Raw genomic sequence first — 20,832 nt, 5'->3', positions numbered from 1 at the left:
TTTCTATGCCTTCAATAGCGATCACCATACATAACAATTTCTTTATCATACATGTATCCCGCGTATCCAAATGGATTCTCTGCTGCGATACCTTTTGCGTCACTCTTTAATACGTTCCCCCATGCATCATATTCATAGTTTACGACAACTTGTCCATTTGGGTCTGTCATCGCTACTACGTCACCACTTGGGTTGTAGTGATAGAATAACGTTTGTCCTTGTGCTTTCATTGCTAGACGAACGCCGGCCATTGAGTATACATATTGACGAAGTACGTTTCCACTACCATCTGTCTCGTATAACGGATTAATACTGTCACCATCGTAGAAGTAACGTGTGATTTTTCCATTTACTTCTTTTTCGAAACGAAAAGAGCTCGTTCATGTCGAACGAGCTCTTTTCATCAATTATTTTTCTTATAATTACAATTCTCAACCGGAACACGAGCATGCCCTTCTTCATCCGTACACCATGACTGCGACTGGAATGCAAGAAAGATACCGATCCATTCTTCTTCCTTTTCAAAATGAATGAGTATTCCTCCGTCTTGCCATATACCATCATCACCTTGCCATTTTTCTACATTTCCTTGATTCATATGAATATCATGTATACCGTTTCCTGGTTCAAAATGAAAGTAAGAATCGGGTGTATTTTCTTCTGGCCCCCATCTTTCACCGAACGCGTAAATAATCGTACTTTCTTCTATCGCTCGCTTTATATACCGCTCAATTTTTTCATTTAAATCATTATCAGCTCCTGCTTTTTCAGGTGGTAAAGGGATCATTTGATTTGAGTCAAATAGATTTCCTCTTACATAATCTAAAGCTACTTTCGGTTCATTGTTTTTTATTTCTGTAAAACCGAATGGTAATGTCGGTAAAATATGAATCGCCTCTGACCTAATATTGTTACTCGCAAAATATAAAACTTCCGACGGATAACTTTGCGATTTCACGTTAATTGCAATACGATAATCTACTCCTGCTTCGCCTTGTAAATGAACTTGATAATGAGGTGTTTTCCCTTTTCCAATCTTTGATTGTATAACTGTACCTTTTAACACACCGTAGTTTTTTAGGGGCATACATTTCATCTCCTATTCATTTAGTAGAAGCTTTTCATACTTAAGGCATTATCCATATAAAAAGAAAATCCTCCTTTTTCAGGAGGATTTCTTATTTTCTCAACATATACCAAAAAATAACCTCCACCACTACAAGTAACACCGCACCAAAGATCATTAACGTCGTCTTCTTTAATAGTTCATTTTCACGATACGGGATATTACATAAATAAGCACCTAGTGTAATGCGTGATGGACAAGCGATTGTCGCCACTGACGATGCGGTGTTTTGAAGTGTTGTGACGTATTGCCACGGGAGTGCTACGTTTTGTGCTGTTTGCATTTGTAGTTTTATAAACATCGCATTTGATCCTGCGTTACTACCTGTTAAAAAACCACCGATACCACCGATGAACGGAGCAACGAAAACGAAAAAGGTACCAAATGTTTCACCAGCTGTTTTTGCGAGTAATGAATGCATACCAGATGCACCCATTAGTTCTGAAATGGCGATAAACATCGTCGTCGTAATCGCAAAAGGAATCCATTGTTTTATCGTTTGCAAGAGTGATTGTTTCATAATATGAGATGGAATGCGGAAGAAAATAATTGTAAATAAACAAGTCATGCCGAGCCAAAAACCTGGTGAATATAGCATTTCTAATTTGTAAGAATATGATTTTAAATCAAGGACTGCATATGATCTGAACAAATCATGTAATGGTGGAACGAGGCGAGAAAGTAAAATACAAACTGTTAAGAAGATATAAGGGCTAATAATTTTTATAATGGATACTTCTCTCTCCGTTGCCGCAGCATGTTCTGTTATAAAGGTTTGCTCATTTTTCCCTTTTAGTTTAATGATAAGAAAGCCAAATGCAATGGTAACGATAGAACTTAATATACCTGCTAGTTCAACACTTACGTATGCGTTAGAAAGATAGATTCCGAGAGAAAATAATAGAAAGAATCCTATCCCTTCCTTCCACTTTTCTATAACTGCCTGAAAGCCACCGACAACGTATAAAGAAAGGATGATAAAATATGCGAAAATCGGTATGCTTAATAATGCTGTATTTGTACCAAAAGTTGTGAGCGGCATATTTATAAGCTGCGAACCGATAATCGTACCAGTTGCCATTGCGCCCCATGAACTTGCAAGTAGACCGATAAACGAAAGTAGCACAGCTTGAAACGGTTTATAACCGAGAGAAAGAAAAATAGGAGCTGCAACCATAAAACCAATTCCGAATCCACTTACCGATTCAATTAGTGGGCAAATACCAAAGCACATAAGAAGCATTTGTAATAAACGATCTTGCGTCACTTCTTCTAAAAAACGCGCTACTTGATCGATGTACCCCATTTTGTTCATGAGGTGAAATAAAAAAATACCGGAAAATAAAACATACCCGACAATAAAACAAATTAACCAACCTTTAATCGTTGCATGCACAGTTTCACTTATCCTTAATTGAAACGTTGGCGAGAGTAAAACGATTCCAACAGACACCGCATAAGAAATTAATGAGGACCTTAATGACGTTTGTTTAAATAAAAATAAACAAATGAAAATCATCATAATTGGGATAAGTGCCAACAATATGGCCATGTTATCATCTCATTTCGTTAAAAATACAATTTTTAACTATTATATAACAGATGTAATATTTTTCAATTGTTTTTACAACAGAATCAAAAAGAAGCCGTTTGGCTCCTTTTTGATTCACTCCCATTTTCTATTATCCTCAAAAACCGTCTGCTGTCCGATTATTTTTCCTAACACAACAAACACAATGTAAGCACATATCGCTTGCAGTACAATATTCCCAAGTTTCATTAATGAAAATGAATAAATCCACTGAAATAATTCATTTAATAATACAATCGAAACGATACTAAATAGTTCTATACTAATTGAAAATATACATACTTCTAAAATAGATTGCTCTTGAATCCGATTTAAGTTGGAAAAGATGAATACATACCCTACAAATAGAGCCATCAACTCTATTTTCGTCATGCTAATAAGCCAAGCGTACAGTGGTACAGTTAAAAGAAGATATAGTAGTTTACGTCTTAGCATGCTTTCTCACCCTCTAAATTATATGTATTTTCTGTATATTTTAACATTTATTACGCAAAACAAAAAGAAGAGACTTACGCCTCTTCTTTTTGTTTTGTTGCCTGTATTAATTCACATATTTCTTCTCGTTTTTCATTTTCTAACAGCTCAATAACTTTACTTCCAACGACAACTCCGTCACATATTGTAATCATTTCTTCTACATGTTCCTTTGTTGAAATACCGAACCCTGCCACTACCGGTAAATGCGTATGTGATTTTACTTTTTCTAAGTAACTATGAATTTCCTCTTTAAAGTTTTGACGCACTCCCGTTACGCCCGCTACTGTAACTGCGTAAACGAATCCTTCTGATTCACTCGTAATTTTTTCAATTCTTTCAATAGGACTCGTTACGGTAACGAGTGGAATTAGCGCAATGTTTGCCTCTCGAAGTAACGGGGCAATAATATTTTGTTCTTCATACGGTAAGTCTGGAACGATAATACCGTCCACACCTGCCTCTAAGCATCTCTCAATGAATTGTTCTTTTCCGAATGCGAGTACTGGATTTACATATGTCATGAGTACAAATGGAATTTGCACTTCTTTCCTTACTTCTGCTAACGCTTGAAAAATGCCTTTTACTGTTACGCCGCTATCTAGCGCTCGTTTCCCTGCTCTTTGAATCGTTGGACCATCTGCGACTGGATCTGAAAACGGAATACCAATTTCAACGATGCTTGCTCCTGCTTCATCTAGAAAACGAATTCTTTCTTTTAACTTTTCAAGTCCACCATCTCCGCCCATTACGTACGGAATAAATGCTTTTTTACCATTTTCAAATACTGCTTTAATTTTTTCTACTCCCATTTTTTACACCTCTTCCATATAACGTTTTATACTCTCTACATCCTTATCACCACGGCCAGATAAACAAATGACAAGTCCTTCGTCTTGCTTCATTTTCGGAGCTAGTTTTAAAGCGTACGCGACAGCATGTGAACTTTCTAACGCTGGGATAATCCCTTCTTTTTTCGTTAATAATTGAAATGCTTCTAACGCTTCATCGTCTGTAATGGAATGGTACGAAACGCGTCCAATATCTTTTAGTAAACTATGTTCTGGCCCAACACCTGGGTAATCGAGTCCTGCTGAAATAGAGTGTGCTTCTTGAATTTGTCCTTCTTCATTTTGCAGAAGGTACATCATCGATCCGTGTAAAACACCAACGCTTCCTTTCGTTAAAGTCGCTGCGTGCTGTTCTGTATGAACGCCTTTCCCTGCTGCTTCTACGCCGTAAAGAGCGATTTCTTCATCGTGTACGAACGGATAAAACATGCCCATCGCATTACTACCACCGCCAATACAAGCAACTACTGCTTCTGGTAACTTTCCTTCTAACGCCTCATATTGTTTTTTCGTTTCTTTCCCAATTACACTTTGGAAATCACGGACAATTTGTGGGAATGGATGTGGCCCGAGAACAGATCCCATAATGTAGTGCGTATCATGCACATGTGAAACCCAGTAACGAAGCGCCTCGTTTACCGCATCTTTTAATGTTCCGCTACCTGCCGCTACACTTTCTACTTTCGCTCCGAGTAACTCCATTCGAAACACATTTAATTTTTGACGTCTCACATCTTCTTCCCCCATAAAGATGACGCATTCTAATCCAAGTAGGGCACATACAGTAGCGGTTGCCACTCCGTGTTGTCCAGCCCCTGTTTCAGCGACAACTTTTTTCTTGCCCATTCGTACTGCAAGAAGTGCCTGACCGATTGTATTGTTAATTTTATGAGCTCCTGTATGGTTCAAATCTTCACGTTTTAAATAAATCTTTGCACCGCCGCAATACTTCGTCATATTTTCAGCGAAATAAAGCGGTGTTTCTCTTCCGACGTACGTTGTTAAATAATGATTTAATTCCTTTTGAAACGCTTCATCTTGCATCGATTCTTTATATGCTTCTTCTAGTTCTAATACAGATTGCATTAACGTTTCTGGAACGTATCGTCCTCCGTATATATCGTAGTGGCCTTTTTCATCTGGATATGCGTAGTTCATTTGGAACACTCCTTCGCTTTTTTAATAAATTGTTTTATTTTCTTTAAATCTTTCTTTCCTTCTGTCTCCACTCCGCTACTTACATCGACCATATACGGCTGAATAGTTCGAATCGCTTCTTCTATATTAAGAGCGTTTAATCCACCAGCTAATATCGTTTTCTCTCGCAACTCTTTTGGCATATGCTCAAGTAGTGCCCATGAAAATTTTTTTCCATTTCCTCCGCGAAACTTTTCTTTCGGGCTATCAAACAATATATAATCCGTTTCATATGTTTGAGCGTTTTTCATATCAGCCTCTGAAGTTACTCCTAGCGCTTTTATAGACGGAATATTCAATCTTCTAATTTGATGATTATCTTCATCCCCATGTAGTTGCACATGCGTTAACCCGCATTCATCTGCAATTTTCTGGATCTCTTCTACTGATTCATTTACGAAAACACCGATTTTTAATACGTTTGCTGGAATCTCCTGAATGATTTCTTTCGCTAGCCTTGGAGTGATTTTCCGCTTACTTTCTGCAAAAACAAATCCGAGTGCATCAACTCCGTATTCACAAGCACATTTTGCCGTTTCAACATCAGTGATACCGCAAATTTTCACTTTCATATGTTCACCTTACAATCTTCAAAAAAGGTACGAATAGAAGATGATGTCATGAGTGCTTCTCCAACTAATACACCTTTCGCTCCAGCTCGTTTGACACGAATAATATCTTCTTTTGAATGAATCCCGCTTTCACTAATCCAAAGTAATTTCTCCACGTTTAATCGTTTTCCAAGTTTTTCTGTTTGGCTTAAATCGACTTCGAATGTTTTTAAATTACGGTTGTTAATACCGATAACGTGCGGATTTAATTGGATTGCAATTTCTAATTCCTGTTCATCATGAACTTCAACGATCGCTTCTAATCCTTTTTCTAGTACGTAGCTATAAAGCTCTTTTAACTTTTCTTTCGTTAACGCCGCTACGATTAATAAAATAAGATCTGCACCAGCTTCATACGCCCTATCAATTTGGATTTTATCGATTATAAAATCTTTGCATAAAAGCGGAATGTTACTTTCTGCTCTTGCAGTTTGTAAATCGTGAAACGATCCTTTAAAAAATTGACCGTCTGTTAAAACCGAAACTGCTCCTGCACCGCATTCTTCATAAGTTTTCACTTGTTTTCGTACATCAACGTGTACATTAATATCTCCTTTTGATGGTGATGCTCGCTTTACTTCTGCAATAACAGTAAATTGTTCTAAAGCTTTTAAGAGTGAGTGTGTTTTTCTTTTTTCATTCCCTGGTGTATATGTTTCATATAACTCCGCAACTTCTTTTTTCTTCTGCTCTACAATTTTGTCTAAAATCGTCCCCACCTTAATTCACCCTTTCTAATTTTTCGTTGCTTGCTGTAATTAATAAGTTTAGTTTGGCTAATGCTTTTCCAGAGTCAATGCTATGTGTCGCTAGTTTAATTCCCTCTTCAATCGTTTCCGCTTTTCCGTTTGCGAAAAGTGCAAGCCCCGCATTTAATAAAACGGTATCGCGGTAAACACTCTTTTCTCCATTTAATACGCCGAGCGTAATCTTTGCATTTTCTATTGAATTCCCGCCTCTAATCTCTTCATTTTTCACTTTTGAGAAACCATACTTTTCCGGATCGATACTCATTTCTACTATTTCATTATCTTTTAAAAGGGCTACGTGATTTTCTCCTTGTAATGATGCTTCATCTAAAAAACCACTTCCATTTACGACAAGCGCTTGTTTCCGCCCTAACTTCTGTAATACTTGCGCAACTGGTAATAACATATCTCGTTTATAAATACCGACAAATTGTGTTTCTAAGTTAACAGGATTCGTTAAAGGGCCAATTAAGTTAAAGATTGTCGGTACATTTAATTCTTTTCTTATTTTCATAATGCGCCTTAATGCTGGGTGCATCGCTGGTGCGAATAAGAAAGCGATACCGACATGCTCTAGTAAATAATCAATTTCGCTTGGCGTACTGCTAATATTTACACCGAGTTCTTCTAATAAATCCGCACTTCCTGTTTTACTAGAAACAGCACGATTACCATGCTTTGCCACCTTTACACCTGCTCCTGCTAGTACGAATGCCGATGTTGTACTTACATTGAACGTTTGGGCACCGTCACCACCTGTTCCGCAATTGTCCATCGCGCCTTCTATATGGTTTGAAAACGGCAATGCTTTTTCACGAAGAGCACGAACGAGGCCATATATTTCTTCTGCTGTTTCACCTTTCGCTTTCAGTAATACTAAGAAAGCTGCTACTTCACTTTCCAATATGTTGTCACTTAATAAAAGAAGTCCCGCTTCATACATTTCTTCTTCTGTTAAATGTTGTCCCTCCACTAATTTACGAAGATAGGTATTCATACTCTCTCCTCCTCTTTTACTTCTCCTAAAAAAGCACGTATTAACTTTCCGCCTTCTTCTGTTGCGATTGATTCTGGATGAAACTGTAACCCGAAAAGCGGATAATAATTATGACGAACCGCCATTATTTCTCCATCATCCATAGCATTTGCTAACACATCAAAACATTGTGGTAAACTCGCTTGCTCTGCAACAAGTGAATGGTAGCGCATCGCTGTTAGTGGCTGCGTCACGTACGAAAAGATTGACGTTCCGTTATGTTTCACACGCGATGTTTTTCCGTGTTTAATGTGCTCCGCTCTTACAATTTCTCCTCCAAATGCCGATATAATTGCCTGATGGCCGAGACAAATCCCTAATATGGGAACGTTCTTATAGAAATGACGAATAACTTCGATACAAATACCAGCATCTTCTGGTTTTCCTGGTCCTGGTGAAAGCACAATTCCTTTTGGATTCATCTCTTCTAACTGTTCTATCGTTATTTGATCATTTCTTACGACTACAATTTCTTCTTCGTATTCGCCTAACAGTTGGTACAAGTTATATGTGAACGAATCGTAATTATCGATGAGTACAATCATTTCATTACCTCCAAAAGCGCCCTCGCTTTATTTAACGTTTCTTCATATTCAGCTACCGGATCTGAATCGTAGACGATACCTGCTCCTGCCTGAACATATGCTTTTTCATCTTTTACAACCATCGTTCGAATGGCGAGCGCCATATCAAGATTTCCTGAGAATGAAATATATCCAACAGCTCCGGCATATACATTTCTTTTTTCATGCTCTAACGTATTGATAATTTCCATCGCTCTAATTTTCGGAGCTCCCGAAACCGTCCCCGCTGGTAAACAATACGCTAATGCGTCAAATCCGCTCATTCGTTTTCGCAATGTTCCGTAAACTTCAGATACAATGTGCATGACGTGAGAATATTTTTCTACTTTCATATATTTATCTATCGTCACAGATCCAATTTCACTCACTCTGCCAATATCGTTTCGTCCAAGATCCACAAGCATCATATGCTCTGCTCGTTCTTTCTCGTTTTCTAACAGTTCTTTTTCAATTTCCGCATCTTCCTGCTTTGTTTTCCCTCTCGGTCTCGTACCCGCAATTGGATTTGTCATCACTTTATCGTCTCTAACTGATAACAAGCTTTCTGGTGAAGAACCGAGTACAACATAATCTTGAAAATCGATATAAAACATATATGGTGATGGATTCGCAATGCGAAGCTTGCGGTATAAAGCGAAAGGATCACCTTTACACTCGCTTTGCAAACGCTGAGATAGTACGACTTGGAATATGTCCCCTGCTCGTATATGCTCTTTCGCCGTTTCTACCATCATGCAAAACTCTTTTTCCGTTATAGAAGAAGTGAATGATAATGTTGATTGTATTTCCTTTACTTCCGCTTCTTCTCCTTTTAGCACTTCTTCTTTGTATACTTGCAACCTTTCGTATACTTCTTCATAATCTGCTGAATCATCTTGCCCGCATACATATACAAACGACAACTTTTGGCGTAAATGATCGTAAACGATAAACTCACGATATAGTAAAAGGTGTACTTCTGGAATATTTAATGGATCGTGTAAATCTGCTCCAATGTTTTCATACTGCCGAATGACGTCATACCCTATATAACCAACTGCTCCTCCGCAAAATGGGAATGGGCTCTCTACTTGCGATGATGCAATTCCCCCTTCTAACACTTGCAGTACGTTACCTTGCAACTTTTCTGTTTGCCCATGTGTCGTTCGTTCGACTTCCATACCAATGCTTTTCACTTCTCCATACGGATTACAACCTAAGTAAGAATAGCGCCCTTTATCTTGATGAAGCTGTGAGCTCTCTAATAAAAACTTCTTCTTCCCTGTCATACGTCTATATAAAGAAATTGGCGTAATGCTATCTCCTTCTTCTTCAGCGATTACTAAAAATGTTTTTCCTTGTTCTTTTTGCTTCATAAATTCCTCTTTTGTCATCATGCCTTTCACCTCACTCTGAAAAATAAAAAAGTCCCCTACATATCGAAATATGTAGAGGACGATAAATTTACCGTGGTACCACCTCATGTTGGACGCAAAAGCATCCCGCTTTATTCAGGTACAAAATATATACCTTATCCTTGTAACGGCGGAACCCGGGTTGCCTACTGAATAAAATTGTTCAGCATACCTCTCGTAAGCCCATTCCGTATATGGCACCGTACCGGGCTCCCACCTGTCCCCGACTCTCTAAAACGTCTCCAATATACGTACTCTTCTTACTTAAACGATTTAACATATTTAATTTTTTGTACACAAAAAGGGAGTACTCATCCTATAGAAAGGACGGGTACTCCCGTGGTGCCACCTTAATTCGTTACGAATGTAACGCACTTTACCGTATCAAAAACAATACGTGTCTCTTGTATCGATGAGATCATGTCGCCAAAGCCTACTTCTTTCGTTTCGGTTTGGAAGCTCCGAAGCCCATTCCACATCAATCCCATACTGATTCGCACCAACCATCAGCTCTCTGACATGTTCATCATGTGTACTCTTCTTCATCAACGCTTGCATTTTTTTAAGTTGCACTCATTATAGACTTAACTTTTTTCACAAGTCAATACTTTTTTCGAAAAAAATATTTTTCCCTTCTTTCAATATTATATTGACAAAACAACGTGTTTTTATGTAAATATAATAAATACTCTATTAAAATTAAGGTTTTTTGCTAGAAAGTCATATATCCCAAAAGTAAAGAGCTGTCAAAAAACGCTTAAATTTCAGAAAATTCGTATTTGCGCATGGATTTTTCTGAATAATCATGATAGATTATAAAGTGAAACTTTAATCAGTGGGGGTTTTGTTCATCCCCGATTGATTATTAGCCTTCACCAATCGGGCATTTACGGGCAGTTGATCTCCCACCTAACTTCCTTGCCCAGCCAATTTTAAGGTGTGGGAGTTTTACTGCCCGTTAATGCGGGATAAATATGCAAAATGCATCAAAAGACATGACAAAAGGAAGGGGAACTACATGAGTACGCAGATGTTAACTTTAACTTCTATCTCTATTTACATGCTCGGGATGTTAGTAATCGGCTATTTCGCCTACAAACGAACATCCAACTTAACAGATTATATGCTTGGCGGTCGTACACTAGGCCCCGCAGTAACAGCATTAAGTGCTGGAGCATCCGATATGAGTGGCTGGCTTTTAATGGGCTTACCCGGTGCAATGTTTAGCGTTGGATTAAGTAGTAGTTGGATTGCAATTGGCCTAACACTAGGCGCATACGCAAACTGGCTATATGTCGCTCCTCGCTTACGTACCTACTCTGAAATTGCAAACAACTCTATTACTATCCCAGAATTTTTGGAACACCGTTTCCACGACAAATCTCACATGCTACGCTTAGTATCCGGACTTGTTATTATGATTTTCTTTACTTTCTATGTAGCTTCAGGGTTAGTTTCAGGCGCTGTATTATTTGAAAATTCATTTGGTATGAACTATCATATTGGATTATTCATTGTAGCAAGCGTCGTTGTAGCTTACACATTATTTGGTGGTTTCTTAGCAGTAAGTTGGACAGACTTCGTGCAAGGAATCATTATGGTAGTTGCTCTTATTCTTGTTCCTATCGTAACAATTATGAATGCAAACGGACTTGGACCTGCATTTGATACAATTCGCTCTGTAGATCCAACACGTTTAGATATTTTTAAAGGTGCCTCCACTTTAGGAATGATTTCTTTATTCGCATGGGGCCTTGGTTATGTTGGACAACCTCATATTATCGTACGCTTTATGGCAATTTCTTCTGTAAAAGAACTGAAAAGCGCACGAAGAATTGGTATGAGCTGGATGATTTTCTCTGTTGTCGGAGCTATGTTTACTGGTCTTATCGGTATTGCCTACTATTCACAACAAGAGTTGACATTATCTAACCCAGAGACAATTTTCCTTGAGCTTGGAAAAATTTTATTCCATCCACTTATTACTGGATTTTTATTAGCTGCGATTTTAGCTGCAATTATGAGTACAATTTCATCTCAACTTCTCGTTACTTCAAGTGCTGTAACAGAAGACTTATATCGTACCTTCTTTAAACGCTCTGCTTCTGATAAAGAGCTTGTATTTGTCGGTCGTATGGCTGTTCTTGGTATCGCATTAGTTGGGTGCGCATTAGCGTTTAAACAAAATGATACGATTTTAGCTCTTGTTGGATACGCTTGGGCTGGATTTGGTTCTTCATTTGGACCAGCTATTTTATTAAGTCTATATTGGAAACGCATGACGAAATGGGGCGCACTTGCTGGTATGATTTCTGGTGCCGCTACTGTTATAATATGGACTCAATTTAAATTCTTAACAAACTTCTTATATGAAATGATTCCTGGTTTCACAATTAGTTTACTAGCAATCGTAATCGTTAGTTTACTAACACAACCTTCAAAAGAAGTTGAAGAGCAATTTGAGAATTTCGAAAAACAACATAGTGATAGTCTATAAAAAAGAAATCTCTGCTGTTATCGTAACAGCAGAGATTTTTTTACAGTTCGACAATCTTCTTCTCAAATTTAACAAATTCTTTATGTTTCGTTAAATTTAACATAACACTACTCCTTTATAGTATTAGTATTAGCACTTATACAGAAAGGGGACTCCAACATGTTAGCAGCTTTCCAGCAACAACATATAAGAAAATTTTCACCTATTACAAATACTTCTGCTTCTCGTTTAAACATTCAACCTAATCCACCCAAAATTTCAATTGCTCCTTCTGTTATTTCCGTTATCGGTATTCATATGCAAAAAAATAAGTTGAAAATAAAAACTGGACAAAGTGCGGATTTATCAGCTTCCGTTTTGCCAATGCAAGCAGCAAATAAAGAACTTATTTGGACAAATATGAATTCTGACATCATTACCATATATCCAAAAGGAGATACGGTAACGATTACTGGAAAAAGTGCAGGAAGAGCAGTCGTAATTGTTACAACTGCTGAAGGAAAATTTCGTGACCTATGCGTCATTCATGTACAACCTTATATGACAAACCCAAAGTAAAAGAGTGGCTACGAAGCCACTCTTTTACTTTATTACAATGTGGGGATTTTTACTTTTTACGAGATTGATGAATTGTTCTTTATCTTTAGGAAAAATAATCTCTGTTTTATGTACGCCGTAAACAATTTCAAGTCGATCGAATGATAATGCGTGAGCTGCTATTGGGTTTTTCGTATTTGAAATTTGTTTTATATCTCGTATAAATATACATTTTTTACGAGACCTGATCTAATAGTAATTGTTTCTTCCCCGACAATATATTTTGTTGAAAACCAACTCCAAATAAATACTATTGCCAATGGAATTGTAAAAAACAAAAGAAAATATTCTCTCCCTGCAAATATCGGAGCAAAACAGGCGCCTAAAATAATGAAAAAGATTGAATATAACCATGCGTCTTTTTTTGATGGAAATTCCACTACACTCCCCCCTTCTTCACCTAAATTTCTACAAAACAAAAAGAGAAGTATCCTAACTTCTCTTTTCTCCGCTAACATTATAATTCCTGTGTATACACTGGCTCGTTCACCACATTTTTTGCTGTTCTTTTTTGTTGCTGCAGTAAGAAAACAGATACACCAAACAATACGAGCATGCTGCCGATAATTTGCATTGCGTTTAATTTTTCTCCAAGTAAGAAGAACGCTAGTATAGACGCCCCAACTGGTTCTCCTAAAATACTCATTGAAATTGTTGTTGCATTTACGTAGTTTAATAACCAATTATTAATGACATGTGACACTGTCGGTACAATCGCAAGTAAAAGAAAAATAGTCCAGTCCCACTTCGTATAACCTGTAAAAGGTACTTGCAACACGATATTGTAAATTCCCATGAAAATACCCGCGAATGCAAAAACTGTAAAGCTATAAATCCAGTGTGATACTTTCTTTACTGTGGTTTGCCCGATAAATAAATAACCGACAACCGCTATTACACTTAAAAAGGATAATATATCTCCATAAATTGCTTGTTTACTTAAACCTAAATCTCCCCAACCAATACACATTACACCTAATATAGCGATACCCATCGTTGCAATGGCTGAGTAGGTTGTTCTTTCTTTAAATAGAAAAAAACCTCCAACTAAAGACACGATCGGTTGAAGTGCTAAAATAATTGTCGAGCTAGCAACTGTTGTATGCTTTAAAGACTCAAACCATAAAAGAAAATGTAGCGCTAAAAAGAATCCAGATCCAATTAAAAATCCCCAATCTTTTATTTGAATCTTCTGGAACTCTTCCCGCTTCTTCCAAACAATAGGCAGCATAATAAGTACAATAATCCATAAACGATACATACTTAAGATGGAAGATGGTGCTGAGGACATCTTTACAAAAACTGCTGCGAATGAAATAGCTATAATGGAAATGGCTAACGGTAGTGCAATTGATCTTTCTTGTTTCAAATTCTGTCTCCCCTCTCACCTGTCAAAAATCCCACTTCATTATATCCGTTTTCTTTCCTAACTTAAATACTAATTTTTTAGATTCTTCGTACCATTATGGTAAAATAGAAATTAAGGCACCTATTAGTGAATCGTTCTTTCATTTTCACTATAAGCGTCGCCCTTACAATCATTACAGTAAACTTTTATTTAGGGGGATCTACATGAATCAAACAATAGGGAGAATTGAGGAAATTTCATTTTATAGCGCATCACTTCAAGAAGATGTTACGCTTTTAGTTTACTTACCAGTAAATTACACGCCACTGCACAAACATACAGTTGTAATTGCACAAGATGGTAGAGATTATTTTCAGCTCGGTAAAGCACACCGTGTAATTGAAAGCCTTCGTGAAACTGAAGAAATTGACCGCACAATTATTGTCGGTATTCCATATAAAAACGTACACGATCGTAAGGAAAAATATTTCCCAAGCGATGTAAAGAATGCTGCTTATATTCGTTTCCTTGCTCACGAGCTTGCTCCATATATCGATGAAAATTATCCAACGTATCAAATGGGTAAAGGTCGCGTTTTAATTGGAGATTCTCTTGGCGGTACAGTTTCCTTTATGACTGCACTTATGTATCCGCATACATTTGGTAAAGTCGTTATGCAATCACCATTTGTTGACGAAACAGTAATGAACTTAGCAAAAGAATTCAAAGATCCACAGGCTTTAGAACTTTATCACGTCATTGGTACAGAAGAAACAGCTGTAAAGCGCACTGATGGACAAGTATCTGATTTCGTAGAACCGAACCGTGAGCTTAATACTCTTCTTACAGATAGAAATTTCATCACGCATTACGAAGAGTTTGAAGGTAATCACACGTGGAAGTATTGGCAGGCTGACTTACCGAAAGCCTTCTCTCATATTCTATCAATGAAATAATAGAGAGCAGTGTTCAGAATAATTTGATATAATAGATAAAGAGATTTATTTTTCTCAAAATCTAACTAGACTTACAAAGGGAGGAATTGGAACATGAAATTAGGCATTGTAATTTTTCCATCTAAAATGATTCAAGATAAAGCGAACGGATTGCGTAAGCGTTATGATCCGCACTACGCATTAGTTCCGCCACATATTACATTGAAAACACCCTTTGAGACGCAAGATGAACAATTAGAATCGATTGTAAACGAGCTACATACAATCGCAAATAAAACGAACCCTTTCACCCTTCATGTCGGAAAAGTTGGTTCATTCGCACCTGTTAATAATGTTCTTTATTTTAAAGTAGAAAAAACACCTGAACTTACTTTCTTAAATGAAGAAATGCATAGCGGATTATTCACGCAAGAACGCGAATACGCTTTCGTACCTCATTTAACAATCGGACAAGGTTTATCAGATGCAGAGCATGCTGATGTATTAGGTCGATTACGTATGAAAGATTTCTATTATGAACAACCAATTGATCGCTTCCATCTTCTATATCAATTAGAAAACGGAACATGGACTGTACACGAAACATTCCACCTTGGAAAGGGGAACAACTAATTTGCACGCACAGATCGTACAAACAGACGAACAACTAAGAGATGCATTCTCTGTACGTAAGCAAGTATTCGTGAATGAACAACGCGTTTCTGCTGAAGAAGAGTATGATGAGTTTGAAGAAACATCAACACACGTTGTTATATATGATAATGATGTTCCAGTTGGTGCTGGTCGTTTTCGCACCATTGATGGAATAGGAAAAATGGAACGCATTTGCGTACTAGCTTCCCATCGTAAAAAAGGCATTGGAAAAATTGTAATGGATGCACTTGAAGCATATGCAAAAAAAAACTCGCTATCAAAATTGAAACTTCATGCCCAAACACATGCTGAAGATTTCTATAAAAAACTTGGATACGTAACGAGTTCTGATGTATTTATGGAAGCAAATATTCCTCACATCGTTATGATAAAAGAATTGTAATTTGAAAACAGGAGGTAGCCCCTCCTGTTTTTTACATTGCTATTTTCTTTTTCTTCCGCTAAAGTTAAATGTTGATGCTATAGTTTTGAAGGTGAATATATGACACAAGAAAAATTTTCACAAAAATCGTTAACACACGCTGATATTCCGCGTGCGACATATCATATTCCGAAAACATCTACCCATTTAATTATGGAAGAAGATGCAGATGCGGCGTATTTCCGCGCTCTCGAACAGCAAAATGTTTTTCTAAACGAAAAACAATTAGAAGCTGTGCGAACGACAGAAGGTCCTGTTCTTACATTGGCTGGTGCCGGAAGCGGAAAAACATCTGTTTTAACAACCCGCGTTGGTTATTTAGTAAATGTAAAACAAGTTCATCCACGGAATATTTTATTGCTTACATTTACACAAAAAGCGGCTGAAGAAATCCGAAGTCGTGTAGCAAATTTACCAGGTATGAATCGTGCCACAAGTAGCTATGTTGTTGCTGGTACATTCCACTCTGTCTTTTTAAAATTGCTTCGTAGCCAAGGATATAATCAGCAAATTTTAGCAAATGAAAAACATAAACAAATTATGATAAAGAAAATTTTAAAAGAATTACGTTTAAAAGACGGTTATGATGCGGAAACGATGCTCGCTATGATTTCCCTTGAAAAAAACAACTTAAATCGTCCGAAAGATGTAAAAGCGAAAACACCAGTTGAACAAGAATTTAAAGAAGTATACGAACGTTTTGAAGAGGTAAAACAACGATATAATTATATCGATTTCGACGACATCTTATTAGAAACATATTATATGTTAGAAAATAACGCTCCCTTACTTACTCAATTACAACAACGTTTTCACTATATTGAAGTAGATGAGTTCCAAGATACATCGTATGCACAATATGAAATTGTAAAATTGTTAGCCACGCCAAGAAATAATTTATTTATCGCAGGTGATGATGATCAAGCGATCTATGGCTGGCGAGGAGCAAGTCATCAAATTATTTTATCTTTCCCAAAGGAATTTGATAATACAACGATTATCGCGCTTAATACGAATTATCGATCCAATCCATTTATCGTTGGACTTGGAAATGAAGTTATCAAACTAAATCAAGAGCGTTTTGATAAAGAGCTATATTCTGTTCGTGAAGAAGGTGTACAACCATTTTACGCACGACCAGCTACAACTCTTGATGAAGCAAATCAAATTTTACAGCTCATTCAAGAGAAAGTAGATAGTGGCGAACGAAACTATAAAGATTTTTGTTTACTGTATCGCACACATTCTGTAAGCCGTTCGTTACTTGATCAGCTTACAATTCATAAAATCCCGTTTATTAAACACGGTGCGAGTCAATCCTTTTACGAGCACTCTTTAATTAGACCTGTATTAGATCATTTACGACTCGTGATTGAACCGTTTCGCCTAGAATCTCTTTCTAACATATTGCCAACTATGTATATCGGCCGAGATGAGTGCATTTCCTTTATTGAACGTGAGCAATGGAAATATGGTGAAGGTCGTTTCCCTTCTCTTCTTCATTTCTTATTATTAAATCCGAGCTTGAAACCTTTTCAAGTAAAAAAGGTAAATGAGCGCATTGATTTTATTAAATTTATAAAAGAATTAGAACCGAAAAAAGCATTAAAAGAAATTATTCATGGTAAAGGAAAATATTTAGAGTACTTACAAAGTAACGATCGTTCTTCCTTTACGATGCATAAAGACATCCAAGAAGAAATGTTAGAAGAATTAATGGAGTCTGCAACTCGTTTCACCGATATTCCAGCTTACTTACAATTTATTGACGAGGCGATTCAAGGTCAAAAAGAAATGGAAGCATTAAAAACAATGCCGCAAAAAGACGCCGTTTCGCTTATGTCCATTCATAATGCAAAAGGCCTTGAGTTTCCATGCGTCTTTTTACTTGGAGCGAGCGATGGTATTTTGCCGCATACTTCTTCTTTAAAAGACGCAAATGACCGTGTAACGGAGACTTCTGAAGCATTAGAGGAAGAACGCCGATTACTCTATGTCGCAATTACACGTGCGAAAGAAGAACTTTATATTTCTTCTCCGCAATTTTTCAGAGGAAAGAAATTAGACATATCTCGTTTTTTATATACTACAAGAAAAGACTTGCCTGAAAAGACATCCACTAAATAAGGATGTCTTTTCTCGTACTACTCTCCCTATTCAAATTACCTGCTTTTATCATAAGAATTAACGTAATATCAACCATATCCCGTTCATATTGTAATAGTGTATGTCAGAACTCACGATAAGGAGTGAACATAATGAGCTGCAATTGCAACGAAGATAATCATCACCATGATTTTGATTTCAACTGTGTATCTAATGTCGTTCGTTTTATACATGAATTACAAGAATGCGCAACCACTACATGTGGATCTGGTTGCGAAGTTCCATTTTTAGGAGCACATAACACTGCATCAGTAGCGAATACACGTCCTTTTATTTTATACACAAAAACCGGAGAGCCTTTTGAAGCATTTGCACCATCAGGAAGTCTTACTAGCTGTAGAACTCCAATTTTCCGCGTTGAAAGCATTGATGATGACGATTGTGCTGTGTTACGTGCATTAACTGTAGTATTAGGTGATGGATCCCCTGTACCAATTGATAACGATCCAATTTGTACGTTTTTAAATGTACCAAATGCAAGATTAATATCGACCCCTGCTTGTCTAACGGTTGATTTAAGTTGCTTCTGCGCTATTCAATGCTTGCGTGATGTTACGATTTAAAACTTAATAATAATTTAAGCATGGATTGGGTGGCAGAGAATTCTGCCACCCAATCCATGCTTAAAAGGTATTATTATGTATTTTTTATAAAATTGGGAACTTGTCTAGAACATAGAACCTGTCCTTTTCATTAACTGAAAGTAGAAACAGATAAAGGAGTGAAAAACATGTTCTCTTCTGATTGCGAATTTACTAAAATCGATTGCGAAGCGAAACCAGCTAGTACACTACCTGCCTTCGGTTTTGCTTTCAACGCTTCTGCACCACAGTTCGCTTCACTATTTACACCATTACTATTACCTAGTGTAAGTCCAAACCCAAATGTTACTGTTCCTGTAATAAATGATACAGTAAGTGTCGGGGATGGTATTCGAATTCTACGAGCTGGTATTTATCAAATCAGTTATACATTAACGATTAGTCTTGATAACGTTCCTGCTGCACCAGAAGCTGGTCGTTTCTTCTTATCATTAGGTACGCCGGCTAACATTATTCCTGGATCAGGTACAGCGGTTCGTTCTAACGTTATTGGTACTGGTGAAGTAGACGTATCCAGTGGTGTTATTCTTATTAACTTAAACCCTGGTGACTTAATTCAAATTGTACCAGTTGAATTGCTTGGAACTGTAGACATCCGTGCTGCAGCATTAACAGTTGCACAAATTAGCTAGTAAAAAGCGGTATTTCTAATACAGAAATACCGCTTTTTATATTTATAATAAAAAACACTCACAGTAACATGAGTGTTTCATTCTTCATATTGTTTTATTATGTTCTTCTTTTTCCCGCAATTACATCCCTTTTTCTTCACAAATCCTTGTTGTTGTAATTGTTCTTGATATGCCTGTTGTGCTTGGTGTTGTTGCTGTATGTGATACCACTGCTGCAGGTCATATGAATTTCGCCTTGGATTATTGCTCACAGCAAACATCTCCTCTACTTTAAAATCTGTCAATTTACTATATGAACAACTTCTTATTTCCGTTCCCTCATTCTTTTAAACTCCGCTTTTTCTCGTATTATGAAAATATATTATTCCTCTATAAAATATCCTGTAATTGTTTCAATTATTGCCGCTGCACCTGCAATGGCTAATAATGCAAGTAATGGTTCTGCAACGATAGGAATCCAATTATATAAAACTAATAAAAAAGCACTGACCCATACACCTGTACACCAATAACAACTTAATAATTCGCCAATCCATTTTCTTAATCCTTTACCTTTTACTTTTGTAAAAGTCGATACGCTTCCATCCGGCTCCGTAATCTCTAATTCATCAATAAACGGTCTTCGCAAAAAGGCTGTAATTTTATCATAAACAATTAAACGAGTGAGCCTAAAAGCAGCTAACGCGAAAATAAAAAATAAAAGCCAGCTTGTAAATAGCATGAATCCACCTTCCCTTATCTTCTTTCGCCTATTTAAAAAAAAAGGTCTTGAGATTGTGACCAAATCTCTCCGACTCCAATATCTTATTAATGTAAATACAAACAAGAAGATAAGGAGTGACATTAATGAGTTGTAACGAAAATAAACACCATAGCTCTTCTCATTGTGTAGTTGACGTTGTAAAATTCATCAATGAATTACAAGATTGCTCTAGTTCAACATGTGGTTCTGGTTGTGAAATTCCATTTTTAGGAGCACACAATACTGCAGCAGTAGCGAATACACGCCCTATTATTATATACACAAAAGTTGGATCACCTTTTGAAGCATTTGCACCATCTGGAAGCCTTACTAGCTGTACTTCTCCGATTTTCCGTGTTGAGAGTGTAGATGATGGTAGCTGTGCTGTGCTACGTGTGTTAACTGTAGTATTAGGTGATGGATCCCCTGTACCAATTGATAACGATCCTATCTGCACGTTTTTAAATGTACCAAATGCAAGATTAATATCGACATCTACTTGCATTACTGTTGATTTAAACTGTTTCTGTGCTATTCAGTGCTTACGCGATGTTACTATTTAATAAGTAAACTAAAAAACTATTGGGGTGGTAGAAGCTTTCTA

22 protein-coding genes, 2 pseudogenes and 2 other annotated features are annotated in these 20,832 nt (G+C 37.0%); of the genes and pseudogenes, 9 read left to right on the top strand and 15 right to left on the bottom strand.

Features of this window, described 5'->3' with window-relative positions; genetic code table 11:
- Window positions 1–26: 26 nt before the first annotated feature.
- From MHH42_RS06150 to trpE, 11 genes and pseudogenes are all read right to left on the bottom strand, one after another.
- A pseudogene (locus MHH42_RS06150) lies at window positions 27–368 on the bottom strand (RHS repeat-associated core domain-containing protein); the annotation flags it as partial.
- Window positions 369–403: 35 nt separating this feature from the next.
- A complete protein-coding gene (locus tag MHH42_RS06145; protein ID WP_001128599.1) occupies window positions 404–1,087 on the bottom strand; it encodes a DUF2278 family protein in 684 nt (227 codons plus the stop codon).
- 91 nt (window positions 1,088–1,178) lie between these two features.
- Complete coding sequence (locus MHH42_RS06140; protein ID WP_016108028.1) at window positions 1,179–2,678, bottom strand: L-lactate permease; 1,500 nt, start codon at window positions 2,676–2,678, stop codon at window positions 1,179–1,181.
- A gap of 114 nt (window positions 2,679–2,792) precedes the next feature.
- Entirely contained in the window at window positions 2,793–3,152 is a 360-nt protein-coding gene (locus tag MHH42_RS06135) for a DUF4029 domain-containing protein (RefSeq protein WP_000946157.1), read from the bottom strand.
- A 74-nt stretch (window positions 3,153–3,226) separates the two neighbouring features.
- Complete coding sequence (gene trpA, locus MHH42_RS06130) at window positions 3,227–4,003, bottom strand: tryptophan synthase subunit alpha (protein ID WP_000537847.1); 777 nt, start codon at window positions 4,001–4,003, stop codon at window positions 3,227–3,229.
- 3 nt (window positions 4,004–4,006) lie between these two features.
- The gene (trpB, locus tag MHH42_RS06125; RefSeq protein ID WP_340893003.1) at window positions 4,007–5,200 is read right to left on the bottom strand and encodes a tryptophan synthase subunit beta; all 1,194 of its coding nucleotides are present in this window, start codon (window positions 5,198–5,200) and stop codon (window positions 4,007–4,009) included.
- Window positions 5,197–5,811: a phosphoribosylanthranilate isomerase gene (locus MHH42_RS06120; protein WP_016108026.1), complete on the bottom strand. Its 615-nt coding sequence runs from the start codon at window positions 5,809–5,811 to the stop codon at window positions 5,197–5,199. Before MHH42_RS06120 ends, trpB begins: the two co-directional genes overlap by 4 nt.
- Window positions 5,808–6,569 carry an indole-3-glycerol phosphate synthase TrpC gene (trpC, locus tag MHH42_RS06115; protein WP_340893002.1) on the bottom strand — a complete coding sequence of 254 codons (762 nt, stop codon included), beginning with the start codon at window positions 6,567–6,569 and terminating at the stop codon, window positions 5,808–5,810. Before trpC ends, MHH42_RS06120 begins: the two co-directional genes overlap by 4 nt.
- Window position 6,570: 1 nt before the next feature.
- Window positions 6,571–7,596, bottom strand: coding sequence for an anthranilate phosphoribosyltransferase (gene trpD, locus MHH42_RS06110; RefSeq protein WP_016108024.1), 1,026 nt, complete (start codon window positions 7,594–7,596; stop codon window positions 6,571–6,573).
- Window positions 7,593–8,180 carry an aminodeoxychorismate/anthranilate synthase component II gene (locus tag MHH42_RS06105; protein ID WP_000636351.1) on the bottom strand — a complete coding sequence of 196 codons (588 nt, stop codon included), beginning with the start codon at window positions 8,178–8,180 and terminating at the stop codon, window positions 7,593–7,595. Before MHH42_RS06105 ends, trpD begins: the two co-directional genes overlap by 4 nt.
- The gene (trpE, locus tag MHH42_RS06100) at window positions 8,177–9,595 is read right to left on the bottom strand and encodes an anthranilate synthase component I (protein WP_016108023.1); all 1,419 of its coding nucleotides are present in this window, start codon (window positions 9,593–9,595) and stop codon (window positions 8,177–8,179) included. Before trpE ends, MHH42_RS06105 begins: the two co-directional genes overlap by 4 nt.
- A gap of 51 nt (window positions 9,596–9,646) precedes the next feature.
- Window positions 9,647–9,891: a binding site (T-box leader), on the bottom strand.
- A gap of 42 nt (window positions 9,892–9,933) precedes the next feature.
- Window positions 9,934–10,171: a binding site (T-box leader), on the bottom strand.
- 460 nt (window positions 10,172–10,631) lie between these two features.
- Between trpE and putP the strand changes: the two genes are divergently transcribed.
- Together putP and MHH42_RS06090 are read left to right on the top strand one after the other, a co-directional pair.
- The gene (gene putP, locus MHH42_RS06095) at window positions 10,632–12,110 is read left to right on the top strand and encodes a sodium/proline symporter PutP (RefSeq protein ID WP_000107200.1); all 1,479 of its coding nucleotides are present in this window, start codon (window positions 10,632–10,634) and stop codon (window positions 12,108–12,110) included.
- A 159-nt stretch (window positions 12,111–12,269) separates the two neighbouring features.
- A complete protein-coding gene (locus MHH42_RS06090; RefSeq protein WP_000878713.1) occupies window positions 12,270–12,668 on the top strand; it encodes an Ig-like domain-containing protein in 399 nt (132 codons plus the stop codon).
- Window positions 12,669–12,692: 24 nt separating this feature from the next.
- Here MHH42_RS06090 and MHH42_RS06085 read toward each other — a convergent pair.
- Window positions 12,693–13,087: pseudogene (locus tag MHH42_RS06085) on the bottom strand (PH domain-containing protein).
- 77 nt (window positions 13,088–13,164) lie between these two features.
- Window positions 13,165–14,076, bottom strand: a complete 912-nt coding sequence (locus MHH42_RS06080) for a DMT family transporter (protein ID WP_000808238.1) — start codon at window positions 14,074–14,076, stop codon at window positions 13,165–13,167.
- 203 nt (window positions 14,077–14,279) lie between these two features.
- On the opposite strand from MHH42_RS06080, the gene MHH42_RS06075 reads away from it, so the two are divergent.
- From MHH42_RS06075 to exsF, 6 genes are all read left to right on the top strand, one after another.
- The gene (locus MHH42_RS06075; RefSeq protein ID WP_001076855.1) at window positions 14,280–15,011 is read left to right on the top strand and encodes an alpha/beta hydrolase; all 732 of its coding nucleotides are present in this window, start codon (window positions 14,280–14,282) and stop codon (window positions 15,009–15,011) included.
- A 93-nt stretch (window positions 15,012–15,104) separates the two neighbouring features.
- Complete coding sequence (locus MHH42_RS06070) at window positions 15,105–15,623, top strand: YjcG family protein (protein WP_000765873.1); 519 nt, start codon at window positions 15,105–15,107, stop codon at window positions 15,621–15,623.
- Window position 15,624: 1 nt separating this feature from the next.
- Window positions 15,625–16,047: a GNAT family N-acetyltransferase gene (locus tag MHH42_RS06065; RefSeq protein ID WP_340893001.1), complete on the top strand. Its 423-nt coding sequence runs from the start codon at window positions 15,625–15,627 to the stop codon at window positions 16,045–16,047.
- A gap of 99 nt (window positions 16,048–16,146) precedes the next feature.
- Window positions 16,147–18,213, top strand: coding sequence for an ATP-dependent helicase (locus tag MHH42_RS06060; protein ID WP_000191189.1), 2,067 nt, complete (start codon window positions 16,147–16,149; stop codon window positions 18,211–18,213).
- Between the two features lie 131 nt (window positions 18,214–18,344).
- Complete coding sequence (gene cotY, locus MHH42_RS06055) at window positions 18,345–18,815, top strand: spore coat protein CotY (protein WP_070172875.1); 471 nt, start codon at window positions 18,345–18,347, stop codon at window positions 18,813–18,815.
- A 167-nt stretch (window positions 18,816–18,982) separates the two neighbouring features.
- Window positions 18,983–19,486, top strand: a complete 504-nt coding sequence (gene exsF / locus MHH42_RS06050; protein ID WP_070172874.1) for an exosporium protein ExsF — start codon at window positions 18,983–18,985, stop codon at window positions 19,484–19,486.
- A 77-nt stretch (window positions 19,487–19,563) separates the two neighbouring features.
- Here the strand turns inward: exsF and MHH42_RS06045 are convergent, their stop codons facing one another.
- Both MHH42_RS06045 and MHH42_RS06040 read right to left on the bottom strand, forming a co-directional pair.
- Complete coding sequence (locus MHH42_RS06045) at window positions 19,564–19,746, bottom strand: cytochrome C oxidase subunit III (protein WP_070173007.1); 183 nt, start codon at window positions 19,744–19,746, stop codon at window positions 19,564–19,566.
- Between the two features lie 101 nt (window positions 19,747–19,847).
- Window positions 19,848–20,207 carry a DUF1360 domain-containing protein gene (locus MHH42_RS06040; protein ID WP_070172873.1) on the bottom strand — a complete coding sequence of 120 codons (360 nt, stop codon included), beginning with the start codon at window positions 20,205–20,207 and terminating at the stop codon, window positions 19,848–19,850.
- A gap of 125 nt (window positions 20,208–20,332) precedes the next feature.
- Here MHH42_RS06040 and MHH42_RS06035 point away from each other — a divergent pair, with 125 nt between their 5' ends.
- Complete coding sequence (locus MHH42_RS06035; RefSeq protein ID WP_070172872.1) at window positions 20,333–20,791, top strand: CotY/CotZ family spore coat protein; 459 nt, start codon at window positions 20,333–20,335, stop codon at window positions 20,789–20,791.
- The last annotated feature ends 41 nt before the right edge of the window (window positions 20,792–20,832 follow it).

Source organism: Bacillus sp. FSL L8-0099 (assembly GCF_038006385.1).
Lineage (GTDB): Bacteria > Bacillota > Bacilli > Bacillales > Bacillaceae_G > Bacillus_A > Bacillus_A toyonensis.
This window is presented reverse-complemented; position numbering and strand designations above follow the sequence as displayed.